Below are 21,207 nucleotides of genomic sequence, written 5' to 3'. Positions count from 1 at the left end.
TTCCGTACGACCGTCGTGCCCGGCGAGTACCTGCCGAGCTTGCTGCTGCGTATGGCTGCCTACGTCGGCGAGCCCCCGGTAGCGATCAGCCGTTGGTGCGGTCTCGGTGCACTCCGGTCAGCGGAACGGCGTCGGCTCGACATGATCCTCCCGGCCGAGGTCGCAAGGTCCATCGCAGCCGCCGTCGGCTGCCGAACCAGTGAATTGCTGGACGGGATGATGCGATCGTTTGTAAACGACGCGCTCGCTCCGGGCGTTGATGGTCTCCCCGCGCACGCGAAGAACTGGACTCGAGGCTCCGGGACCCGGTACTGCCCACAGTGCCTCGCCGCCCGCCCAGCCGTCTTCCTGGCGCACTGGCGCTTGTGGTGGTCGTTCCTCTGCGAGACGCACCTTGTGCCGCTGCACGACACCTGCCCTGCCTGCGGGCAGGGGATTCCAGAACCCGCGCTCATGGAAGCACACCCTGTCGACCCCTCGAGCTGCCGTGCACGCATCAACGACAGCAGCCGCTGCGGTCACGACTTACGGGCCACCTGGCACGAAGCACCGTTCGACAACTCTGCTCCCGTCGTCCGCGCACAAGCCGCGATTTCGTCGGCTTGGAAACGCGACCGCGAGACGCTGGACGTCTTCATCCCAGATGTGCAGCACCTCTTCCTCACGCTGCGCGGCGTCGGAATCGCGCTCCTCGCCGCGGACGACATCCCCCTCATCGCAGAGCTCGCCGAGCTCGACCCCTCGCAGCTACACGGTCTCTTCGACGAGACCGCACGAGTCGGAACCGCGCCTCCGAAGAACGCGTTGGCGATGGGGGCACTCATGGCCGCCGCGTTCACGCTCATGTTCGCTCCGGAGGAGAAGATCCGGCACCTCATCCGGCGAATCACGTTCGCGCGGCCCTCCGAGCAAGGGCAGACCGAACGCGGCCCCGGCAGCGCCACGACCCTCCTCGGCTCCTGGCCGGGCGTCGGACCGCGCTTCCGTGGCCGCGTCCTCCGAGCCATCGATCAGGACCTGCCCGCGATGCAACGTCTCGTGACCGGTAGCGCGGTGCGAGCAGAGTTCGACGAACCAGCAGTCGCCGCCTACGTCGACTTGCTGATGCCGCGCGACTCCCTACGCAACCCAGAGTGGACCGCGGACCACATCCCACCACTGCTCTGGACGAACTGGGCGGTGCCGCTGAGCGTGGCAGGTGGCGCCGACCCCGAAACCCTCCAACGATCACTCTCGCTCGGACTTACCGCTGCTCTCGCCGGCACCCACCGAGACGCACCCGAACCGGAGGTGATCGCCGGCATCGGGCGACGACTCCGACCAGCCATGCTCGGCACATCGGCTCAGACGACCGCGATCCTGCGCCAACTCGGCGAACTCGCCCGCTACCTCGCAGCGTCCACACCGCACATCAACTACTCGACCCGGCGCCGACACCTGCCGTGGTGGCAACTCCTCGACCAGACGCACTGGGACATGATCTGCGCCAGCGTCAGCACCTTCAATGGCGGCCCCCGACGGCTCCGCAACGCACGCCGATACCTCTACCTCCGAGCCACAGCACAACCCATCAGCGCCCTCCCCGCCCCTTGGGCGGTCGTCGCGAACGGACGAGATGCTGCGGAGTACACCGAATTCCAGATCCGCATGACCGCACAACTCCAACTCGCCCTCGACGCATACCTGGAGGCCTGGCTAGCGGTCACGATCGACGCCGTGAACGCATACGACCGAGGCAAAGGCACATGCCCCGCCGCTGTCTGGGAACCCCCGCGCTGGGCCGGTCGAGAGGCAGTGCATCTCGGCCCCGAGATCGACGACCTCGACGTGCCGGCACTCCACGAGCTCGTCGGCGCCGGCGTCGCGACTGTCAGAGCCCTCGCCGCAGCAGTGCACCGCACTCCGCAGCACGTCCGCTGGGCGCTCCGAAGGCACCCGGTCCCGTCCGATCAGCCGGTCTTCCCTATCGACTGGAGCCCGCATCTACGCGAGGTCTCGTGGCGGCCGTACCTCCCGGTCAAGTGGATGACACAGCGAGCTGAGTGCGACTTCGACCGGGACGTAACCGTGCTGGTGCCATACGGATGGCACGGCGCACGCGTACGCAGCGGAGTGCGCGGCAACGAGTACGTCGACTGGCATTGACAGCAAAGTCTTTTGGCGCAGGCCGATCAATCGCGAAGGAGAACATCGATGGCAGGACATGCCGTTCAGCAGCGAGCCGCATGTCGGCTACGTGCCTACCGCGACGATCAGTACCCGAAGTTGACCGGGGACGCGGTCACCGTCCGTAGCGCGCGGTAGACACCCGATGCGGGGCTGGGGACGAGTGAGAGGGGCGGGACAGCGCTCGACAGGGCGATTTCGGCGGCTTCGATGAAGATGGCGTAGTTCTTGCCTCCTGTCTGCGCACTTGCGAACGCAATGCCGTCAAGCTGCGTATCAGGGACCCACCTGAACCACTCAGTGAGAATCTGCGTCGGCGCGTACTCGCTGTGCTGACGGCCGTCCGGGACAATCGGCTGGGCAACCGCTGCGGCGAACTCTCGGAGGAATCTGAGACGACGATAAGTGTCCCGCGCGCTCGGATCGAAAGCCGATGGAGAAGTTAACGGGGCACCGGTGAGATCGAGGATCCGAAGGGGCCGGCTCGGCTTCCAGGCTGCGACTTGTGCGTACTCCTGCACATCGTGCGCTGCGATCTCGGCAACCGCGGTGTCAACGTCGGCGGACCCGTAGAAGGCAGGAATGCCGGCTGGGGACATACGACCGGCGGAAGCGATCGCTGCGGGAGGAGCCCCTAGGTCCGCGGCGCTGACGAAGGGACGCTGCGGGTCCCTCAGTAGACGACCGCGATAGATGAGACTGTCCATGGTTGCCACCAAGTGATGCGGTCCGTCGACATAGCCGAGCAGCTCCTCAAGGAACGGTTGGATGGTTGACAAGGGGGATCGACTCGCGGGTCCGCCGGTAACGATGAAACGACTGCCGTGCTGGGCGATCCGCTCGAAGCGATCCCACTGAAGACGCAGCGGAAGGCTACTCATCCAGGGATCCCAAACGCTGACTTCCGTGTCCGGGATTGCGTCCGTGATGATCCCGAGGACAGACTCCTCGACTTCGTCACCGAAGACCCCACTCCCCACGTCGTAGACGGCAGTAGCGGTGTCTTCGAGCTCGACCGTCGTGTTGTCAAAGCTTGGCGATTCGGAGTACCGGCCATAGAACAGCCAGAACGTTGGCATGAAGATCTCCATGACCTTGGCCAGATCGATGGCGAACCGTTCACCGTCAGACGTACGGCCGCAGAGCGAGCACTCTTCGCGATCCGGCGCTCCGACTGCCTCTCGAAGAAACGGTTCGAGGAGGTGCCCGACACAGATGGTTTGGTCGACGTCCTCCCACCCGCGGTCCCAAACGGTCTGCTGGTGGTCCTTCGCGGCGCCCATCCCGCTATTCTGCGCCACGAGCAACACCTGCCCCATCCGAGACGCCGGCGCGTCTCCGCTGGTCGGAGGTCTGTCGAGATTTCTGAGGGATACTTGAAGCCACGTCTACAGCAGGAGGCAGCGTTGCGGTTGATTCGTTTTACGGTCGAGAATCACGCACGCCTGGCGGACGTCGGATTAGAGATTCGATCGCACCTTGTCCTGGTCGGCTCGAACGACGTAGGCAAGTCGTCACTTCTGAGATGCATGGATCTCCTACTCGGCGCGAGCGCGGCGGCGCTTTACGCGCGCGTGAGTGCCGACGATCTGCGCGACAGGAGCCAACCGCTCGTGCTCGAGGCGGAACTCGACGAGCTCTCCCCTACCGAAAGAGCTTGGTTCGTTGACGAGCCGCATGTGGAGCCCGAACGCGGAACGAGAACGGTCACGGTGCGGATGGAAGTGCTGGTGGATGACGGGGGGACGGTACAAATTCGTAGATTCAGCCCGCACGGCCCCGGTCTGCGTCAGCTGAGCCGCGACCAGATAGCTGCCCTGGGCTTCAAGCTCGTAACCGCGACGCAGAGCGCTGCCCGAGACTTCAGGGACGAGAAGAACGCTGCGCTTGATGACATCCTCGGCGCGATCGATTTAGGAGGAGAGCGTGAGGCCTTTCAAGCGGCCGCGGAAGGGCTGCAACGTCAGCTCGGAGCGTCAGCTGTGCTCCGAGACCTGCGCGGACAGCTCGCGGGACAGCTGACACGAGCTGTTCCCCGAGTTGTCGGCGTCGATGACCTATCTTTTGTGGCTGGCAGCATCGCATCCGAAGACTTGCTTGCGGATGTGCGACTGCAGCTCGCCCGCGATGGCGAGCCGCGCCCACTCGCTGAGCAGTCGGACGGCGCGCGTGCTCTGTTCGCGATTGCGCTGTATGACCTCGTAAGCGCAGCGGCGAACGTCGTGGCGATCGACGAGCCAGAAATTCATTTGCACCCCTCCAGCCAGCGATCCCTCGCCCGTCTGCTTCGCGAGGGCCCGAACCAGAAGATTCTGGCCACGCACTCACCCGACGTCGTAAGCGCCTTTTCCCCGGACGACATTGCCGTCGTGCGGGCCGGCGGCACGATCAGGCAACCAACTAGGGGCTTCCTCGACGGAGAGGGCAAGCTCACGGCGCGGTGGTGGGTACAAGGCAAGCTGGAACCGCTAACTGCAGCGGCGGTCTTCCTGGTCGAGGGACCCTCGGACCGGATCATTCTCGACCGGGTAGCCGAGCTGACGGGGCGTGACCTCGACCGCGCGGGCGTCAGCGTCGTCGAGGTCGACGGCTCCCGCAACATGGCACCCGCGCGGAAGCTGTTCGGACCGGCTGGCTTCGATGTCCCTCTTAAGATCTTGATCGACGAGGACGCGATCGAGGAAACGGCTAGAACTATCGGGGTTGAGCCGGAGGAGCTACCCATCCACGGCGTTACGGTCTCCACCCCGGACCTCGAGGCCGAATACGTTAAGGCGATCGGAGCTAGAACTCTTTGGGGACGTTTGAAGGAGTCAGGCGAGTTCACCGCAAATCAACTCGCCCAGGTCCCCGGTGGCCGAGATGGCGCTCCCACGGATAAGGCCGTCGCCGATTTCTGCGGCACCAACCGATACAAGGTACTAGCCGCACTGGTAGTGGCGAGCACTCTGACAAGTGATGAGGCCGCCAAGATCGTATCGATCAACGAGGTGCTCGCGGGCGCAAATGGCCTTGGTTGAGCGTTTCGAGCCGTCTGCACAGCAACGGGAAATTAGGGACGCGCTGGAGCAGAGTCTGATAATTATCGCACCGGCGGGCTGCGGAAAGACGGAAGCACTAGCGCTTCGAGTTGCGGGGCTCATTGAACGAGAGGTCGTGCGACCTCCTCAACGCATACTTCTCGCGACCTTCACCAACAGGTCGCGAGAGAATATCGCGGAACGTGTCGCCCATCACGTATCGCCTGCGGTGGCGGCACGAACAGTCACCGTGCAGAACTTGCACGGGCTCTCGGCGCGTATCGTCCAGGCGCACGGTAACGTCGTGGGCTTAAATTCCGATTGGGAGCCCCCTGCAGCGGACTGGGTTCTGAACCAGTGTCGGCAGCGAAAACTCTCGCGCGCACAGACGGACCTTGTTCAGGAGCACCTGCAGCAGGCCAAGCTTGTCACCCGGACGGACGTAGAGGTCGCGGAATATCTCGCGCAGACCGGTCATACCGTCGCGCAAGAGATCGAGCAACAGCGTGTCGCTGAACATCGATTGACATACGATGACTTACCGCGCCTCGCGGACCTGGTACTGCGCAATGCTTTGGTTGCCGATTTGTATCAGCATCACTTCGGATACGTCATAGTCGACGAGTTCCAAGACCTTACCCCACAGCAAGCGAGCATCCTCAATCGCATTGCGTTAGGACGAATAACCTTCGCTGGCGACCCAGCGCAAGGAATTTACACGTTTACAGGTGCTGAGCCCGAGACTGTGCTTGCTGCCGCAACCGCTTCAAGCGACCGAGTCATCACCTTCGCAGAATCACATCGGTCGTCACCTGCTGTGCTTGAAGCGGTGAACGCTCTCGCTCCTCTTACGGGTGGAACGCCGTTGGAGTCATCCCGGCCGGAGACGTGGTTTGGAGGCGGTATAGCGGCTCATGTCGAGCACGCGGGTTATGCGGAGGAGGCCAGCTGGGTGATGTCGCTATCGTCGCGCATTCTCGCGCGGGCCCCGAACCATCGGATTGGCGTTCTCGGGCGGGTCAAAGCCCGCCGTTCTGTCCTAGAAAATGCTCTCACCTCGAACGCTCCGTTCCCCTGGCATCGGTGGGATGACCCAATATTCGATTCTCATGTGGCCCCACTTCTGAAGTCCGCCGTGCGACGGACCACGGAGTCCGAACTGCTCGCGTCCGAAGACCTCCAGAGTCTCCTGCTTTCGCTGGTCAGTCCCAATGAGCTGCAGGACCCCGGCACACGGGAAGCCCTAATCGACGCGGCGGACTGGGTCGACGACCTCGTCCGGTCTGGCGAGACCGTGAAGTCGATCGCCGCCCGAATAAGAGCAGGGGAGAGTGACACGCTCCTCACTGCCCCAGGTGTGCATCTCTTAACTGGCCATGCCGGCAAGGGGCAGCAGTTCGATTGGGTTATCGTTCTCGGCCTGGAGCAAGGTTCCATCCCTTTCTACCGGGCTGTTTCGCAAGACGCGAAACGAGAAGAGGCCCGCGTTCTAGCGGTAATGCTGTCCCGAGCGCGGCATGGTGTGTTCACCTCCCAGTCGCTGACCGAGTCGAAGCCCTGGGAGCCTTACCCTGTGCGCGCCAGGCCGAGCGAGTTCCTGCCGGCGCTCGTCTCATCCGGCGCCTTCTCGGACTGGGACACTGCTCGAAGCTGGCTCAACTCCGTCGATTGGGCCGCCATCCGAGATCGATAGAACGGACCGCTACCGAAGCCGTGAAGTGTCTTCTGCGGTCCGGACACATTATTTGGCAGTCCGGTGGGACATCGGAAGGGCAGTTCGTCCCTAAGATGACTGCAGCGGGACATGTTAGCTGGCGGGCGACACGAGGTGTTGACGGCCGCCGAGCCACTCGTCCAGCTACCGCTCAACGCGCCGGGGCTGCGGCGAAACTGCAGCACGACTCCGTTGCCCCGAACGGGACGGCCGAAGCAGCTCTTCGGCAGCGGTCCGCAGTTGCGGGCAACCACACCGAGTCGGTCGTCCACAGCTGAGGACCCTGCTGCACCGCACTGCGCGGTCCTGGACTGCAGCTCGCTGTTGTATCCGCATGCCGCAGCGCTTGCTCGCCTCGGACTTGGGGTCCGGCTCACGGGATGTCACGATGACGTGGTGACGGCGACGCCGCTCCCGGAACGGCCGCCCACGTTCCGGAAGATGCGAGTGGTGGCGGTCAGTGAACACCGCGGCACCGAGCTCGAAGAAACGTACGGCCTCGCGGATGGTGTCGAGGGTTCCCTCGACCAGTTCCAGTACATCAGCGCCGGCGATGCGGACGTGTCGATGCGCGGGGCCGTCGTGGACGGCACCCGGACAGGCCGCATGCGGCCACGCCTCGAACACATCGTGTTCTGGATCGCGGATGGCATCGCGACCATCACCACTGAAGCCGGCGACACCATCACCGCCATCCCAGGACGGCCGATGTTCCTCTCGAGCAGCATCGTCTACGACTTCGACTCCGACACCCGCAAGATCTCGATGCTGCACCTGTCCGACCGTCTGCTCCACCGACGTCTCAACAGCCGCGGAATCTACCTGCGAAGCCCGCTCCTGTTCGACGAACAAGCCGATGACCTCGACGCGCTCCGACGGTTGCGGGAAACGCTCCGCCAGAGCACACCCGAACTGGTCGACGCCGCAGTCGAGGGCGACACACGGGCGGCACTGAACGCACGAATCGCCGACGCCATCATCGACACCTTCCGCGTACGGGTCACGGGGAACGGCGCGACCACACCACTCGCCCGCGCCGTGGACCTGATCCACCGCGAAGCGCCCACTCCGCTCTCGCTCCAAGACCTCGTAGCCACATCGGGCATGAGCATGCGCGGTCTGCAAAGCGCCTTCGCGCGCACCTACGGGGTCACCCCGATGCAGTACCTGCGGAACGTTCGTCTCGACGGCGCTCGAAGCGACCTCGAGGACGGCGCCGCGACGAAGGTCGCGGACATCGCCCGGAAATGGCAGTTCCGCCACCTCGGCCGGTTCGCACGGACCTACGCGGAACGGTTCGGCGAACAGCCGAGCCACACACTCCGACAGCGAGACCGCTGACCGACGGGGCAGCGCGGGACCCGGCTGCACCACGAGCGGGGTTCGTGGGTGCCGAAGGTGACTCCGGGACGATCGGTGACCAAAGCCGATCACCAGCACACTGCGACTGCCGAACCGCTGCCATACTGACACCGTGACGATGGCGCAGCCCATCATCGGGCGTGAGCGGGAGACGGCAGCACTCCGGCATGCGATCCGTGACGTGGCTGGTGGTGGTTCGGCCTTCGTGATCGACGGCGAAGCGGGGATCGGCAAGTCGTCGCTCGTGGCCGATGTGCTCCAGTACGCGAACAGCCTCGGCGTCCGGACGATCACGACCACCGGCACCCTGGCCGAGGCGGCCGAACCGTACGCCGCGCTGCACATGCTCCTGTACCCGTTGCGAGCCGGGATCACGAACCTGCCGGCACCGCAGCGCCGTGCTCTGGACGTCGCGTTCGGTGTGGTGACCGGGGTCCAGCCTTCGCCGCTGCTCGCAGGACTCGCGGCGCTGACGTTGCTCTCCGATGCCGCGGCCGAACGTCCGCTCCTGGTCGTCGCCGAGGACCTGCACTGGATGGACGCGTCGTCCGAGTGGGCGCTCCGCATGATGGCTCGACGTGTCGGTGAGGACCCGGTCGTGATCCTGATGACGACGCGGAACTCTGACATGGTGGAGACCCCGGGCGTCCGACGCCTGCACCTCGGCCCGCTCGACGAATCGGCTGCCGACGAATTGCTCGACGGGATCTCCGGAGCGCCCACGGGGCCTGCTCGTCGAGACCTCGTGCTGCGCGCCGAGGGCAACCCGCTCGCACTGCACGAGCTCGGTCGGTCGGCCGCGACGGCGGATCGCACTCGGGACCGCCCGGTCGTGGGCCGGGTCGAGCAGGAGTTCGCCGCTCGGTACGCGGAGCTCGACCAGTCCGTCCGGTTGGCGATACTCGCCGTGGCGCTGTCCGGCGGCACCAGCCCAGAGGAGGCGGCTCGCGTCGCTGCCCGTGCCATCGGCAGGTTCCCGATGCCGACCTGGACCGAGCAGGCCTCGGCGTCGTCGCTCCTCGAGTGGATGCCACCGCGAGCGATCCGGTTCCGACACCCACTCGTGCAGTCGGCGGTCCTCCTGGCGGCTTCGCCGTCGGAACGCGCCGCGGTTCTGCGGTCGCTCGTGCTCGAACACCAGGACGACCCGGCGCGGACGATCTGGTGGCGCGCCGAACTCGCCACCGGACACGACGACGCACTCGCCGACGAGATCGCCGCGCTGGGTGAGGGACGGACCGCGATGTCGGACACCTTCGTCGCGAGCCGCGCTTACGAGCGTGCCGCCGAACTGACCTCGGATGTGGTCAACCGCGTCGAACGGCGCATCGTCGCTGCGGAACTCGCCGGACTGTCAGGCCGTACGTCCGAGGCGTCGCTGCTGGTGCAGCGAGCTCGCGACGAGGCACCCGACCGGCTGCGCGCCGCGCGGGCCGCGTGGATCGCCGAGACCCTGCCCACGGGGCGGACCGGCCTGGCCGTCGGCGACCTCGGTCCGGCGCTCCACGCCGTCTCCGAGATGCAGGCAGCCGGCGCCGTCGAGCACGCCACCGACGCACTGTTGCACCTCGCCGCGCTCGCCTGGGACCACACCGCCCAAGCGGACCCGGGCGACCCCATGCTCGTCGTCGTCGAAGCCCTCGCGCTGCCCGAGGACGACCCGCGGTCGCTGCTGCTCGCGGCCCGGACCGAGCCGGTCGCCCGTGGCGATCGCGTCCGGGAACTCGCGCTGGCAGCGGCGCCGACTGCCCACGACGAAGCATCGGCGTGGCTCCTCGGCTACGCGCTCAACCTGGTGGGCGAGATCGACACGGCCCGTGTCCTGCTCGATCGTGCCCTCGCGAGCATGGGGTCACGTGGTGAACTGCGGACGTTCCCGCAGGCGCTCATGGGGACCTCCATGACCACCTACCTGGCCGGGGACGTCGCCAGGGCACGGGTGTTGGCGGAGCAAGCCGCATCACTCGGCCGTGACCTCGGCGACGCCGGGTTCTCCGCAGCGGCGCGGTGTGCGCTCGCGTGGTTCGACGCACTCGAGGGCGAACACCCCGACGCTGAGCGGATCGCCGGCGGGACCGCGGCCGGCGCACAGGTGCTCCGTTCGAGTGCGATGCGCGCCACGCTGCTCGGCGCGACGGGGTTGGCACACCTCCTCTCCGGCCGGGCAGCGGACGCGCTCGGGCCCTTGCGACGCCTGTTCGACCCTGACGACGACGCCTTCAACCCCTCCTTCGCCGTCCTGACCTCCCACGACTACGTCGACGCCGCGCTGGAGTCCGGCAACCGGGCGGATGCCGAGCAGCGGTTGGTGGACCTCGAGCGACTCCACGCACGATGGCATGCCCCCATGGTGCGGGCCGCCGTCGACTACGCCCGGACCGCGCTCCTTCCCGACGACGCCCTCGAGGCCACCTGGGCGACCCTGCAACACGAGCGCTGGCCGATCCCGTACGTGCAGGCCCGAGCGCTCCTGCGACTCGGGCGTCGTCTGCGTCGTCTGCACCGCAGCACCACCGCGCGTGCCGTCCTGCACGCCGCCCTGGACCTGTTCGAGGCGATGCCCGCTCGGACCTGGGCAGAGCGGACACGGGACGCCATCCGCGCGACGGGCGAGCGCGTACCGATGACCGGGCAACACAGCATCGAGCGGCTCACCCCGCAGGAGCTCCGGGTCTGCACGCTCGCAGCCCGAGGCCTGAGCAACCGCGCCATCGGCGAACACCTCTTCGTCTCGCCCCGGACGGTCGGCGCCCACCTGTACGCGGCGTTCCAGAAACTCGGCGTCTCGACCCGGCAGCAGCTGCCGTCGGTGCTGGGGCCGCAGGCCGCAGCAGCGACAGCGGACCAGCTGGCGACCGACTGACCGTCCGGCGACCGACTAGGTCACACGGAAGCACATCTCGGTCATCACGACTGATGTGCACCGCTGGTCCCCGCCCCTACCGTCTCGGACGGGAGCACACCCTCCCTTCACCGACGAAGGTCCGCAGCAGCGGCTACGGACCGGGAAGGACCCCACCGTGACCGGATCACCGACCATCGTCCTCGTCCACGGAGCCTTCGCAGACGCCGCCAGCTGGGCGCCCGTCACGAAGCTCCTGCTCGATCAGGGCCACAGGGTCCTCGTCCCGCCGGTGTTCAACCGCAGCTTGTCCGGCGACGCGGCCTACATCAAGTCCTTCGTCGAGCAGATCGACGGACCGGTCCTGCTCGCCGGGCACTCCTACGGCGGCGCGATCCTCACCGTCGCCGGCGTCGCCGAGAACGTCGTCGGGCTCGTCTTCGTCGCGGCGTACGCGCTCGAGGAGGGCGAGAGCCTCGGAGCCCTCCAGGGAGGGTTCCCCGACAGCGACCTCGCCGAGAACCTCGTCTACGCGCCCTACCCCATCGACGGTGCCGAGCCCGGCACCGACGTCTCCGTGGCCGTCGACGCCTTCCCGGCCGTCTTCGCGGGTGGCCTCGACCTCGACCGGGCCAGGGTCCTCGCGGTGTCGCAGCGTCCGCTGTCCGCCGTCGCGTTCGGCGAGCCCGCGTCCGTCGCGGCGTGGAAGACCAAGCCGTCCTGGGGCATCGTCTCCAGCGCCGACCACACCATCAACCCGGACGTCGAGCGCTTCGGCTACCGGCGCGCGGGCGTCCGCAAGGTGATCGAGATCGACGGACCGCACCTGGTGATGCAGACGCACCCCACCGAGGTCGCGGCGTTCATCACCGACGCCGTCGCAGAACTCGACTGACCACCCACCGACCACCACAACCGCAGAACAGCACAGGAGAGCAACCATGGGTTACGTGACCACCGATGACGGTGCAGAGATCTACTTCAAGGACTGGGGCAACGCCGACGCGCAGCCGATCGTCTTCCACCACGGCTGGCCGCTGTCCTCGGACGACTGGGACGCGCAGATGCTGTTTTTCCTGGCCGAGGGCTTCCGCGTCATCGCGACCGACCGACGCGGTCACGGCCGCTCGTCGCAGATCGGCACCGGCCACGACATGGACCACTACGCCAGCGACGTGTCCGCGGTCGTCGAGCACCTCGACCTGCACGACGCCGTCCACATCGGCCACTCCACCGGTGGCGGCCAGGTCGCTCGCTACGTCGCGCGGTACGGCCAGCCCCAGAACCGGGTCGCGAAGGCGGTCCTCGTGTCCGCCGTGCCGCCGCTGATGGTGAAGACCGACGCGAACCCCGAGGGCACCGACATCTCGGTGTTCGACGGATTCCGCCAGGCACTCGCCGCCAACCGCGCCGAGTTCTTCCAGGCTGTCGCATCCGGCCCGTTCTACGGCTTCAACCGTGACGGCGTGACGCCGTCGGAGCCGGTCATCGCGAACTGGTGGCGTCAGGGCATGACGGGCAGTGCCCTCGCACACTACGAGGGCATCAAGGCGTTCTCCGAGACGGACCAGACCGAGGACCTCCAGGCCATCACCGTGCCCGTCCTCGTCCTGCAGGGCGACGACGACCAGGTCGTGCCGTACCAGGACGCAGCGCTGAAGCAGGCCGAACTCCTCAGCGACGCAACGCTCAAGATCTACGAGGGCTACCCGCACGGCATGCTGACGACGCACGCGGACGTCATCAACCCCGACATCCTCGCGTTCATCCGCAGCTGACCTCGCAGGCCCTGGTGTCCCAGGGCCCCTGACAGGGGGTGCGGTGCGTCCGTCACCGCACCTCCTGGGCGGTCGCGAGTTCACCTTCGACGCGCTCCCCACCACCCAGCACCTGATCCGCTTCGACGGCGCGTTCCTCGAGGCAGTCGCCGCCGCTCGAGCGCAGACGGTTCCGGCGCCTCTCCGCTTCGAAGCGATCACCGATCCCGCGGTGCTGCAACGCTTGCGGACGACGATCACTGCCGTCGCTCCGCAACTGCTCAACCCGGCACTCGACCAGGCGTCGCGTTCGGCGAGCAACGTCGTCCTCGCAGAGGCCGTGTCGGACGCGTTCCGCGCGTTCCCGGCGCTGGACATGCCGCTGCTGGCCGGACCCGCGACCATGCGGTTGGCGCAAGAGTGGATGGTCGCGAACGCGCACCGTTCGATCACGATCACGGATGTGTGCGCCGCAGCGGGAGTGGCCGTACGGTCCCTCCAGTCGTCGTTCCAACGCCACGCTGGACGATCGCCGATGCACTTCCTGCGGGAAGTCCGCTTGTACCGGGTGCGCGCAGCGTTGAGCGCCGCCGACGCCGACATCACCACCGTGGGCGAGATCGCTCGAGCCTGGGGTTTCCAGCACCTCGGCCGGTTCGCCGGGTACTACGCGGGCACCTTCGGCGAACCGCCGTCGACAACGCTTCGCCGCCGACCGTCGCCCTAGACGTACCCGATCCGGCGCCGGGAGGACCCGGGGTCTGGTTCCCGGTATCGAGGCGTGTTAGGTTGTGCACAACCTAATGGAGCGCAACGTGAAATTGACCAGCTGGATCGACCTCGTGACCGGCTCCCTGCTCGCCGGGCACGGCATCGGCACCGTCGGCCGCACCCCGCTGCGCGTACGAGCCCAGCAGATGCAGCGACGCGGATTCGAACCGGGTGTCCCACACGCTCTCGGCATCCCCGGCCTCGAAGTCCTCTCCGGGGTCGGACTCGCCAGTGCAGCGGTCCGCCGTGCACCCGGAAGCGACCCGGTCGGCACCGGCTCCGCCGTCGTGGCGACCGCCCTCGGCGGGACCCGGCTCGTGATCGACCGCGAAGACGGCTCGGTGACGAGCACGACCGGCGGTGCTGCCGCACTCACACTCGCCGGCGTGCTGCGGCTGCTCACCTCGACCCGCGGCCGTCCGGTCGCCCGGATCGTCACGCTCGGTGCCGCAGCTGCCGTGATCACCTTCGAGGCCGCACGCCGACGCCGCCTCCTCCGCAGCCGCTGACCTCGGCTCCCGATCCACCGAACCCCACCACGACCGTGAAAGGCACCACCCCGATGGCAACCCGCACCCCCGCAGTCCGCTCCACCCGCCCCCGGACCATCGTCCGCATCCTGTTCGGCGCGATGCTCACGTGGGCCGGCATCAGCCATCTGACCGTCGCGCGCGAGGAGTTCCAGGCGCAGGTGCCGAAGTTCGTGCCGCTGCCGACGGATGCCACGGTGATCGCCTCCGGCGTGGTGGAGATCTCCCTCGGGGCTGCGCTGATGCTCCTGGCTCGGCGCCAGGTGACCGTCGGCTGGGTCGTCGCGGTGTTCTTCCTGGCGGTCTTCCCCGGCAACATCGCGCAGTGGATGCACCACCGCGACGGGTTCGGTCTGGACACCGACACCAAGCGCTTCGTCCGCCTGCTGTTCCAGCCCGTGCTCATCGCCGTCTCGCTGTGGGCCACGAACGCGCTCCGCACGCGCCGCTGAACAGGCCTGCGGGAGCCCCGCTGACCGACGCTGCACTCGCGCGGCCGCGACCATGAGGCAGAATCGGCCCCATGAGCGGGGACGACATGGACCAGCCGCGCGTGGTCGCGGTGAGCAAGGACGACGAGCACCGGTTCAGCAAGCCGTTGGTCGACGCGGTGACGCTCGTGGCGGGGTGGGGCATCGAAGGTGATGCTCACGCCGGCACGACCGTGCAGCACCGCTCCCGGGTTGCCCGTGACCCCTCGCAGCCGAACCTGCGCCAGGTCCACCTGCTGCACGCCGAGCTGTTCGACGAGGTCGCCGAGGCAGGGTTCGACGTCGAACCGGGCCAGATGGGCGAGAACGTGACGACGAGCGGCGTCGACCTGCTCGGGCTCCCCGAGGGGACAGTGCTGCACCTCGGTGACGACGCGTCGGTCCGGGTCACCGGCCTGCGGAACCCGTGCCAGCAGATCAACGGCTTCGAGCCGGGACTCCTGCGTGCGGTGCTGGGGCGCGCCGAGGACGGCACGGTCGAGCGCAAGGGCGGCGTGATGAGCGTCGTGCTCACCGGGGGCACGGTCCGGCCGGGCGATCGCATCCGGGTCGAGCTCCCCGACGGTGAACGACGGCCCCTCCAGCCCGTCTGATGCCGCAGCGCGTGCGACGCGTCCTGGTACTCGGCGGAAGCGGTTGGCTCGGGCGAACGATCGTCGACGAGCTCCTGTCCGAGGGTGCCGACGTCACCTGCCTCGCCCGGGGCGTCACCGGCAGTGTCCCCGAGGGAGCGCGCTTCGTCCAGGCAGATCGAGCGCTGGCCGGCGCCTACGAGCAGGCCACGGGCGACTGGGACGAGGTCATCGAACTCGCCCACGCTCCCGAGCTCGTCGCCCCGGCGCTCGACGCCCTCGCCGACCGGACTGCGCACTGGACCCTGGTGTCCACGGTCTCGGTGTACGCGGACAACGACGAACCGGGCGCCGACGAGTCCGCCCGGCTGGTGGATCCGAAGGACCCGTCCGAGTACGCCGACGCGAAGGTCCTCGCCGAGCGCACGACACGGCTCCGGCTCGGGTCGCGGCTGCTCGTCGCACGTCCGGGGTTGATCGTCGGGCCCGGTGACCCGAGCGACCGGTTCGGGTACTGGCCGGCACGCTTCGACCGGGGTGGGCCGGTGCTGGTGCCGACGACGGCGGAGCGGTTCGTCCAGGTGGTCGACGTCGTGGACCTCGCCGCCTGGCTCGTCCGGGCCGGGCGTGACGGGTTCGTCGGCACGGTCAACGCGGTGGGCGCTCCGGTGCCGATGCAGGACTTCTTCCGGTGTGTGGCCGAGGTCACCGGCTTCGACGACGAGCTGGTCGCGGTCGACGACGACGTCCTGCTTGCGCACGACGTGGCCTACTGGGCCGGACCACGATCACTCCCCCTGTGGATCCCGGTGTCGGAGAGCGGGTTCGCGCAGCGCTCCGCGATGGCGTTCACGGACGCCGGCGGGGTGACCCGACCCCTCCGGGACACCGTCGTGCGGGTGCTCGAGGACGAGCGTGCCCGCGGGACGGATCGGGAACGCCGTGCCGGCCTCACCCCGACAGCGGAACGGACGATCCGCACCGGGTAGACGCGCGATCCGCACCGGGTAGACGCGCGATCCACACCGGGTAGACGCGCGATCCGCACCGGGTAGACGCGCGATCCGCACCAGCTCGACGCGCGGTCCACACCAGGGAGATCAGGAGGCAGCGGCAGCCTGCTCGTACAGACTCGTCGCCAGGTCGTTGAGCACCTCGTGCAGTTCGCCCTTGTGCGCCCCGTCGACGGCCCGGAGCATCGCTGCGTACCGCTCCTGGTAGTCCGCCACGACGACATCGCCCGGGGGCAGCAGCCGCAGCAGCGAGCCTCGGCGATCCGCCGGATTCGGCGCGCGCTCGAGCAGGCCGGCGGTGCTCATCCGGTCGATCATGTTCGTCACCGCGCCCGAGGTCAGCCCCAGGTACCCGGCGACCTCGGTCGGCGTGGAGTACCCGGTGTCGCTGATGAGCACCAGGGCTCGGAGGGCGTTCTCGTGCACGCCCGCGCGAGCGCTGAGCTGACTGACCAGGCTCGCGTTCGCACGCACGACGGCGTCGAACGCGGCCATGAGATCGGCCGCGTCGTCGTCGTTGCGTGCTGCTGCCACGGAGTCTTCCTTCTTGTCGGTTCTCGGGGGGACAAGTGCGTCCCCCGTACTGGGGCAAGTATACGAGTGGCCAACTTGATCAACCACTGACTATCTTAACCATTGAAGCAAAACAGCCCGAACGTCTTGCTCCCCCCGATCTCCTGCAACCACCACCGAACGAAGAGGTACCCCGTGTCCACCAAGCTCCGCACTTCCGCACTGAAGCGGATCCGCTTCGCCCCCGTGGCCCTCCTCGCGGGTATCTTCGCCGCCGTCCTGCTCTCCCTCTCCCTCACCGGCACCCTCTCCGGGTTCGCCGCGAGCATCACCAACAGCAGCAACACCGCCGGCAGCGGCACGCTGATCATGCAGGAGCAGAACGCCGGCGCGACCGTCACCTGCCTCAGCACCGACGGCGGCTCGGTCTCGACGAACTCGGCGACCTGCTCGACGATCAACAAGTTCGGCGGCAGCACGACGATGACCCCGGGCAACACGGTCAACACCGCGATCTCGATCAAGAACACCGGCACCGCGAACGCCAGCACCTTCACGCTCAACCCGGGCGCGACGTGCACCCAGTCGGCCAACGGCTCGGCCAACGGCACCGCGACCGACCTCTGCGCCAAGATGAACCTCGTCATCACCTCCGGCTCCACCACCGTGTTCAGCGGCACCCTCGCCAGCTTCAAGGGTGCGGCGGCGTCGGCCTTCACGATGCCGCAGGCCCCGGCCGCCGGTGCGAGCGTCCCGTTCAACTTCGCGGTGACCCTCGACTCCTCGGCCGGCAACACCTACCAGGGCCTCGCCGCCTCGGTCCCGATGACCTGGACCTTCACGGCCTGATCCGACCCCCATCACCCCTCCCCCAGACCGGCGACGCTCGGCCGACCCCCCTCCGGCCGAGCGTCGCCACCCCAGCACGACCAGCAAGACCAGCAGAACCAGCAGGACCAGCAGGACCAGCAGGACCAGCACGACCGGCACGACCGGCACGACCAGCCCCACCAACGCCCCACCCCGACCTCCCGGAGCAGCGCCCATGAGCCAGACCGCAGCGATCCCGCTCAGCGGCATGCTCGACCGCCCGGTCCTCCGCGGCCGTCAGGTCACCCGCTCCGAGACGGTCCTCGCCTGGTCGGTCGCCGCGATCGCCGCACTCCTGCTCACCGCTGCCGTCCTGTTCCTCTCCGCCGGCGGCCGCTGGTTCGTCGTCGAGACCCCCTCGATGGGCGAAGCCGCCCCGGTCGGCACCCTCGTGCTCGACCTGCCGGTGGACGTCGCCACGCTCAGCGTCGGCGACATCGTCTCGTTCGAGACCTCCGCCAACCCGGACGTCGTCTACACGCACCGCATCGTCTCGATCGACACGGACGGCGGGATCCACACCCGCGGTGACGTCAACGGCGCGACGGACCCGTGGACGCTCACCCAGGCCGACGTGATCGGCACCCCCGCGCTCCTGGTCCCGCGCATCGGCTGGCTGCTCCGTGCCGCCCCGATCCTGCTCATCGGCACGCTGATCATCCTGACCCTGACCAGCGCGTTCACCGACCGGGTGACCCGCACGTGCCTGCGGATCGCGGGCAGCGCCCTCACCGTCTCGTACGCGGCGTTCGTGTTCAAGCCGTTCGTCAACGTGACGACGATCACGAACACCTCGAGCCCGACCGGCGTCGAGGCCACCGTGATCTCGTCGGGGATCTTCCCGGTCCGCGTCGACGCCCACGGCGGCAACAGCGTCCACCTGGTCGACGGCGAGATGGGCCGGGTCGTCATCCACGAGCTGACGAAGAACGGGCACTACCAGCTCATGTCGAACATCGACCTCGACCCCCTGGGTTGGGTCGCCCTGATCGCCGTGTGCCTCGTGCCGCTCGTGGCGTGCCTGGCGGTCGGCCGCGTCGAGGCGGTGCGCCCCTCGTGATCCGCCGCCTGCGCGACGGTCGCGTCGTCGCCGTCCTCCTCGTGGTCGCCCTGGCCGTCGTCGTCCTGCTCAACCAGTTCGCACCGACCCGCTCGGCGTACACCGCACGCGTGACCAACAGCGCGAACACGGCCGCGACCGCCCCGTACTTCACGTGCACGGGTGCCGGCGGCGCGGACACCGCGAACGCCCTGTTCGCCTACCGCCTGACCGAGGCTTCTGGATCGAAGACGGCCACCGACTGGTCGGGTCGTGGCGCGAACGGCACCTACCAGGGCGCGATGACCGCGACCACGCCGAGCCCGAACGCCTGCCCGCGCGACAGCGGGAGCGCCTACGCGCTCAACGGGTCCACGAGCTACGTCTCCACCCCGCGCTCGTACGCCAACCCCACGACCTTCAGCGAGGAGGTCTGGTTCCGCACCACGGTCGCCGGCGGCATGCTCATCGGCTTCGGCAGCAGCCAGACCGGCGCGTCGGGGCAGCACGACCGGAAGCTCTACCTCACCACCACGGGGCAGCTCTCGTTCGGTTCCTACAACGGCACCACGCAGGTCATCACCTCGCCGATGGCCCTCAACGACGGCGCGTGGCACCACGCGGTGTCGACGATGTCGCCGACGAACGGCATGCGCCTGTACGTCGACGGCAAGCTCGTCGCGTCGAACGCGGCCTTCACGAGCCCCGAGAACTTCACCGGGTACTTCCGTGTCGGCTACGACGTCGTCAGCGGCTGGCCGGGTTCCACGAACAACCCGTACTTCACCGGGTCGATGCGGTACGCCGCCGTCTACGGCACCGAACTGACGGCCAGTCAAGTGGCTGCGCACGCGGCCGCCGGTTCCTGACGCACTGACTGCCGGCCTGGAGGCGCATTGCGGCCCCGCCACGGGCCTCCTGTCCGTCCCCTGGTCACGTCGAGAACGTGGGCCGGGTTGGCGGACCGGGCCCACCAACCCGCGGATTCGGGGCGACGAATCCCGCTGATCAGGCCTTTTCGTCCCCCGGACCGTGCCAGGATCGTCAGGTCCTGAGACGTCGGAGTCTCCCTCCGACCGTCTCGAAAGGCGCCGCTCCCATGTCGTTCTGGGCCCTCTTCCTCATCGCGCTCGGCGTCTCTGCGGACGCCTTCGCCGTCGCCCTCGGCAAGGGCCTGCACATGAAGCGCTTCGACGTGCGGCACGCGATCGCGATCGCGCTGACGTTCGGGGTGTTCCAGGCGGTGATGCCGTTGCTCGGCTGGCTGCTCGGGTCGGCGTTCGCGCAGTACATCGCGGCCTTCGACCACTGGGTCGCGTTCGGGTTGCTCGCGCTGATCGGCGGGAAGATGCTGTGGGAGGCGTTCTCGAAGCACGAGGACACCGAGCAGGACACCGATCGGCTGCCGGTTCGCGAACTCCTCGTGCTGGCGGTCGCGACCAGCATCGATGCCCTGGCGGTGGGCGTCACCCTGGCGTTCCTGCCCGTGTCGATCGGCGGTGCGGTGCTGCTCATCGGGATCACGACCGCGGTGCTGTCGTTCGTCGGGGTCCTGGTCGGTCGCCGCGTCGGTGCCCGCTTCGGCAAGCCGGCGGAGATCGCGGGTGGCGTCGTCCTGATCCTGATCGGTCTGAACATCGTGCTGGAGCACACCGGCGTCATCGGCTGAGGCCGATGTCCGGGACGGACCCCGGACAGACCGGAGGCCCGTGGCGAGCTGCCACGGGCCTCCGGTGCGGTGCTGACGACGGTCAGTAGCCGCCGGTGCTGCCCGCCGGAGCGTTCGCGACGACGGAGACCACGAAGATGATCCAGATGATGCCGAACACGAGCGACAGGGCGCTGATGATGACGCCGGCGAGGGCCAGGCCGCGGCCGCGCTCCCCGGTCTTCTTGATCTGCGAGAGCGCGATGATCGACACCACGAGGCCGGCGATGTTCACCACGAAGGCCAGGACGAACCCGACGATCGCCATGACGTTGAAGCGGTCGGACGACGGCTGCATCGGAGCGCCGTAGGGCTGGCCGCCGGCGGCGTAGGGGTTCGGGTTCTGCTGGTTGTACTGGGGCGTGCCGTCACTCATGGCGCCGCGTCCTCTCTGATCGGGGAATGTCTACACAGGAAACGTACAGGACCAGCGGGCTGAACGGGGCGGTGGGATCATCGGGGCATGGGATGGCTGCGCCGACACCTGCTGCACGGCGGCCGGTACAGCGCGCGGGACCGACGTGACCAGCTCCGGCGGTACGTGGTCCGCAGCGACCGGCTCATCGCGTTCCTCAGCGAGCACGGCGATCCGCACGTGGTGCGGGTGCAGGAGCGTATGGACCATGCGCGTGGGCTGCTCGATCACGGATGGGACCGCGACGACCTGCTGACGGTCGCCGCGCCGGTCCGGGCACCGTGGTCGAGCGGCAAGGCGCGTGATGCGGGAGCGCCTGCTCCGGAGTACGCCGAGCGGGCGGATGAGCTGATCGGGGACCTGAACGCCGTGGCGCTCGAACTGCGGGCCGTCGCCGAGGTGTGACGGGGTTGTGAACAGCCGG

General features: G+C 68.0%; 20 protein-coding genes. 17 read left to right on the top strand and 3 right to left on the bottom strand.

Going from position 1 to position 21,207, the window contains the following annotated elements; translation table 11 throughout:
• Positions 1-15: 15 nt before the first annotated feature.
• Positions 16-2,145: a TniQ family protein gene (locus tag H7A73_RS02465; RefSeq protein WP_182064508.1), complete on the top strand. Its 2,130-nt coding sequence runs from the start codon at positions 16-18 to the stop codon at positions 2,143-2,145.
• A gap of 107 nt (positions 2,146-2,252) precedes the next feature.
• Here H7A73_RS02465 and H7A73_RS02460 read toward each other — a convergent pair whose 3' ends face one another.
• Positions 2,253-3,449: an RES domain-containing protein gene (locus H7A73_RS02460; RefSeq protein WP_182064507.1), complete on the bottom strand. Its 1,197-nt coding sequence runs from the start codon at positions 3,447-3,449 to the stop codon at positions 2,253-2,255.
• A 123-nt stretch (positions 3,450-3,572) separates the two neighbouring features.
• On the opposite strand from H7A73_RS02460, the gene H7A73_RS02455 reads away from it, so the two are divergent.
• The 11 genes from H7A73_RS02455 to H7A73_RS02405 all read left to right on the top strand — a co-directional run bounded on the left by H7A73_RS02455 (position 3,573) and on the right by H7A73_RS02405 (position 16,214).
• Positions 3,573-5,186: an ATP-dependent nuclease gene (locus tag H7A73_RS02455; protein WP_182064506.1), complete on the top strand. Its 1,614-nt coding sequence runs from the start codon at positions 3,573-3,575 to the stop codon at positions 5,184-5,186.
• A complete protein-coding gene (locus H7A73_RS02450; RefSeq protein ID WP_310648850.1) occupies positions 5,125-6,879 on the top strand; it encodes an ATP-dependent helicase in 1,755 nt (584 codons plus the stop codon). Before H7A73_RS02455 ends, H7A73_RS02450 begins: the two co-directional genes overlap by 62 nt.
• A 471-nt stretch (positions 6,880-7,350) precedes the next feature.
• Positions 7,351-8,241 (top strand): helix-turn-helix transcriptional regulator, encoded by an 891-nt coding sequence (locus H7A73_RS02445; protein ID WP_182064504.1) that lies wholly within the window; start codon positions 7,351-7,353, stop codon positions 8,239-8,241.
• Positions 8,242-8,380: 139 nt separating this feature from the next.
• The gene (locus H7A73_RS02440; protein ID WP_259362661.1) at positions 8,381-11,125 is read left to right on the top strand and encodes a helix-turn-helix transcriptional regulator; all 2,745 of its coding nucleotides are present in this window, start codon (positions 8,381-8,383) and stop codon (positions 11,123-11,125) included.
• A 157-nt stretch (positions 11,126-11,282) separates the two neighbouring features.
• Entirely contained in the window at positions 11,283-11,999 is a 717-nt protein-coding gene (locus tag H7A73_RS02435; protein WP_182064502.1) for an alpha/beta fold hydrolase, read from the top strand.
• Positions 12,000-12,045: 46 nt separating this feature from the next.
• Complete coding sequence (locus H7A73_RS02430; protein WP_182064501.1) at positions 12,046-12,882, top strand: alpha/beta fold hydrolase; 837 nt, start codon at positions 12,046-12,048, stop codon at positions 12,880-12,882.
• Between the two features lie 43 nt (positions 12,883-12,925).
• Positions 12,926-13,588, top strand: coding sequence for an AraC family transcriptional regulator (locus H7A73_RS02425; protein WP_182064500.1), 663 nt, complete (start codon positions 12,926-12,928; stop codon positions 13,586-13,588).
• A gap of 88 nt (positions 13,589-13,676) precedes the next feature.
• Complete coding sequence (locus tag H7A73_RS02420) at positions 13,677-14,141, top strand: hypothetical protein (protein WP_182064499.1); 465 nt, start codon at positions 13,677-13,679, stop codon at positions 14,139-14,141.
• A gap of 53 nt (positions 14,142-14,194) precedes the next feature.
• Positions 14,195-14,614, top strand: a complete 420-nt coding sequence (locus tag H7A73_RS02415; RefSeq protein WP_182064498.1) for a MauE/DoxX family redox-associated membrane protein — start codon at positions 14,195-14,197, stop codon at positions 14,612-14,614.
• Between the two features lie 71 nt (positions 14,615-14,685).
• Complete coding sequence (locus H7A73_RS02410; RefSeq protein WP_182064497.1) at positions 14,686-15,246, top strand: MOSC domain-containing protein; 561 nt, start codon at positions 14,686-14,688, stop codon at positions 15,244-15,246.
• An 11-nt stretch (positions 15,247-15,257) separates the two neighbouring features.
• Positions 15,258-16,214, top strand: coding sequence for an NAD-dependent epimerase/dehydratase family protein (locus H7A73_RS02405; RefSeq protein WP_259362659.1), 957 nt, complete (start codon positions 15,258-15,260; stop codon positions 16,212-16,214).
• 111 nt (positions 16,215-16,325) lie between these two features.
• On the opposite strand, the gene H7A73_RS02400 is transcribed toward H7A73_RS02405, so the two are convergent.
• Complete coding sequence (locus H7A73_RS02400) at positions 16,326-16,772, bottom strand: MarR family winged helix-turn-helix transcriptional regulator (protein ID WP_310648849.1); 447 nt, start codon at positions 16,770-16,772, stop codon at positions 16,326-16,328.
• A 174-nt stretch (positions 16,773-16,946) separates the two neighbouring features.
• Between H7A73_RS02400 and H7A73_RS02395 the strand changes: the two genes are divergently transcribed.
• The 4 genes from H7A73_RS02395 to H7A73_RS02380 all read left to right on the top strand — a co-directional run bounded on the left by H7A73_RS02395 (position 16,947) and on the right by H7A73_RS02380 (position 20,329).
• Positions 16,947-17,600, top strand: a complete 654-nt coding sequence (locus tag H7A73_RS02395) for a hypothetical protein (RefSeq protein WP_182064495.1) — start codon at positions 16,947-16,949, stop codon at positions 17,598-17,600.
• 196 nt (positions 17,601-17,796) lie between these two features.
• Positions 17,797-18,681, top strand: a complete 885-nt coding sequence (locus tag H7A73_RS02390; protein ID WP_182064494.1) for a S26 family signal peptidase — start codon at positions 17,797-17,799, stop codon at positions 18,679-18,681.
• Positions 18,678-19,529, top strand: a complete 852-nt coding sequence (locus H7A73_RS02385; RefSeq protein ID WP_182064493.1) for a LamG domain-containing protein — start codon at positions 18,678-18,680, stop codon at positions 19,527-19,529. The genes H7A73_RS02390 and H7A73_RS02385 overlap by 4 nt, the downstream gene beginning before the upstream one ends.
• A 230-nt stretch (positions 19,530-19,759) precedes the next feature.
• Positions 19,760-20,329, top strand: a complete 570-nt coding sequence (locus tag H7A73_RS02380; protein WP_182064492.1) for a manganese efflux pump MntP family protein — start codon at positions 19,760-19,762, stop codon at positions 20,327-20,329.
• Positions 20,330-20,411: 82 nt separating this feature from the next.
• Here the strand turns inward: H7A73_RS02380 and H7A73_RS02375 are convergent, their stop codons facing one another.
• The gene (locus H7A73_RS02375; protein ID WP_182064491.1) at positions 20,412-20,744 is read right to left on the bottom strand and encodes a DUF4190 domain-containing protein; all 333 of its coding nucleotides are present in this window, start codon (positions 20,742-20,744) and stop codon (positions 20,412-20,414) included.
• Between the two features lie 87 nt (positions 20,745-20,831).
• Here H7A73_RS02375 and H7A73_RS02370 point away from each other — a divergent pair, with 87 nt between their 5' ends.
• Positions 20,832-21,188, top strand: a complete 357-nt coding sequence (locus tag H7A73_RS02370; RefSeq protein ID WP_182064490.1) for a hypothetical protein — start codon at positions 20,832-20,834, stop codon at positions 21,186-21,188.
• Positions 21,189-21,207: the final 19 nt, after the last annotated feature.

The sequence above is a fragment of the Curtobacterium sp. ME12 genome, assembly GCF_903970855.1.
Classification (GTDB): Bacteria; Actinomycetota; Actinomycetes; order Actinomycetales; family Microbacteriaceae; genus Curtobacterium; species Curtobacterium poinsettiae_A.
The sequence above is the reverse complement of the archived record's forward strand: the minus strand, read 5'-3'. Positions and strand labels throughout refer to the sequence as shown.

Excerpts from the sequence above, each read along its gene's own strand:
- H7A73_RS02460 (WP_182064507.1), bottom strand. The coding sequence starts at position 3,449 with ATGGGCGCCGCGAAGGACCACCAGCAGACCGTTTGGGACCGCGGGTGG.
- H7A73_RS02450 (WP_310648850.1), top strand. The coding sequence starts at position 5,125 with ATGAGGCCGCCAAGATCGTATCGATCAACGAGGTGCTCGCGGGCGCAA.
- H7A73_RS02440 (WP_259362661.1), top strand. The coding sequence starts at position 8,381 with ATGGCGCAGCCCATCATCGGGCGTGAGCGGGAGACGGCAGCACTCCGG.
- H7A73_RS02430 (WP_182064501.1), top strand. The coding sequence starts at position 12,046 with ATGGGTTACGTGACCACCGATGACGGTGCAGAGATCTACTTCAAGGAC.
- H7A73_RS02415 (WP_182064498.1), top strand. The coding sequence starts at position 14,195 with ATGGCAACCCGCACCCCCGCAGTCCGCTCCACCCGCCCCCGGACCATC.
- H7A73_RS02410 (WP_182064497.1), top strand. The coding sequence starts at position 14,686 with ATGAGCGGGGACGACATGGACCAGCCGCGCGTGGTCGCGGTGAGCAAG.
- H7A73_RS02390 (WP_182064494.1), top strand. The coding sequence starts at position 17,797 with ATGAGCCAGACCGCAGCGATCCCGCTCAGCGGCATGCTCGACCGCCCG.
- H7A73_RS02380 (WP_182064492.1), top strand. The coding sequence starts at position 19,760 with ATGTCGTTCTGGGCCCTCTTCCTCATCGCGCTCGGCGTCTCTGCGGAC.
- H7A73_RS02375 (WP_182064491.1), bottom strand. The coding sequence starts at position 20,744 with ATGAGTGACGGCACGCCCCAGTACAACCAGCAGAACCCGAACCCCTAC.
- H7A73_RS02370 (WP_182064490.1), top strand. The coding sequence starts at position 20,832 with ATGGGATGGCTGCGCCGACACCTGCTGCACGGCGGCCGGTACAGCGCG.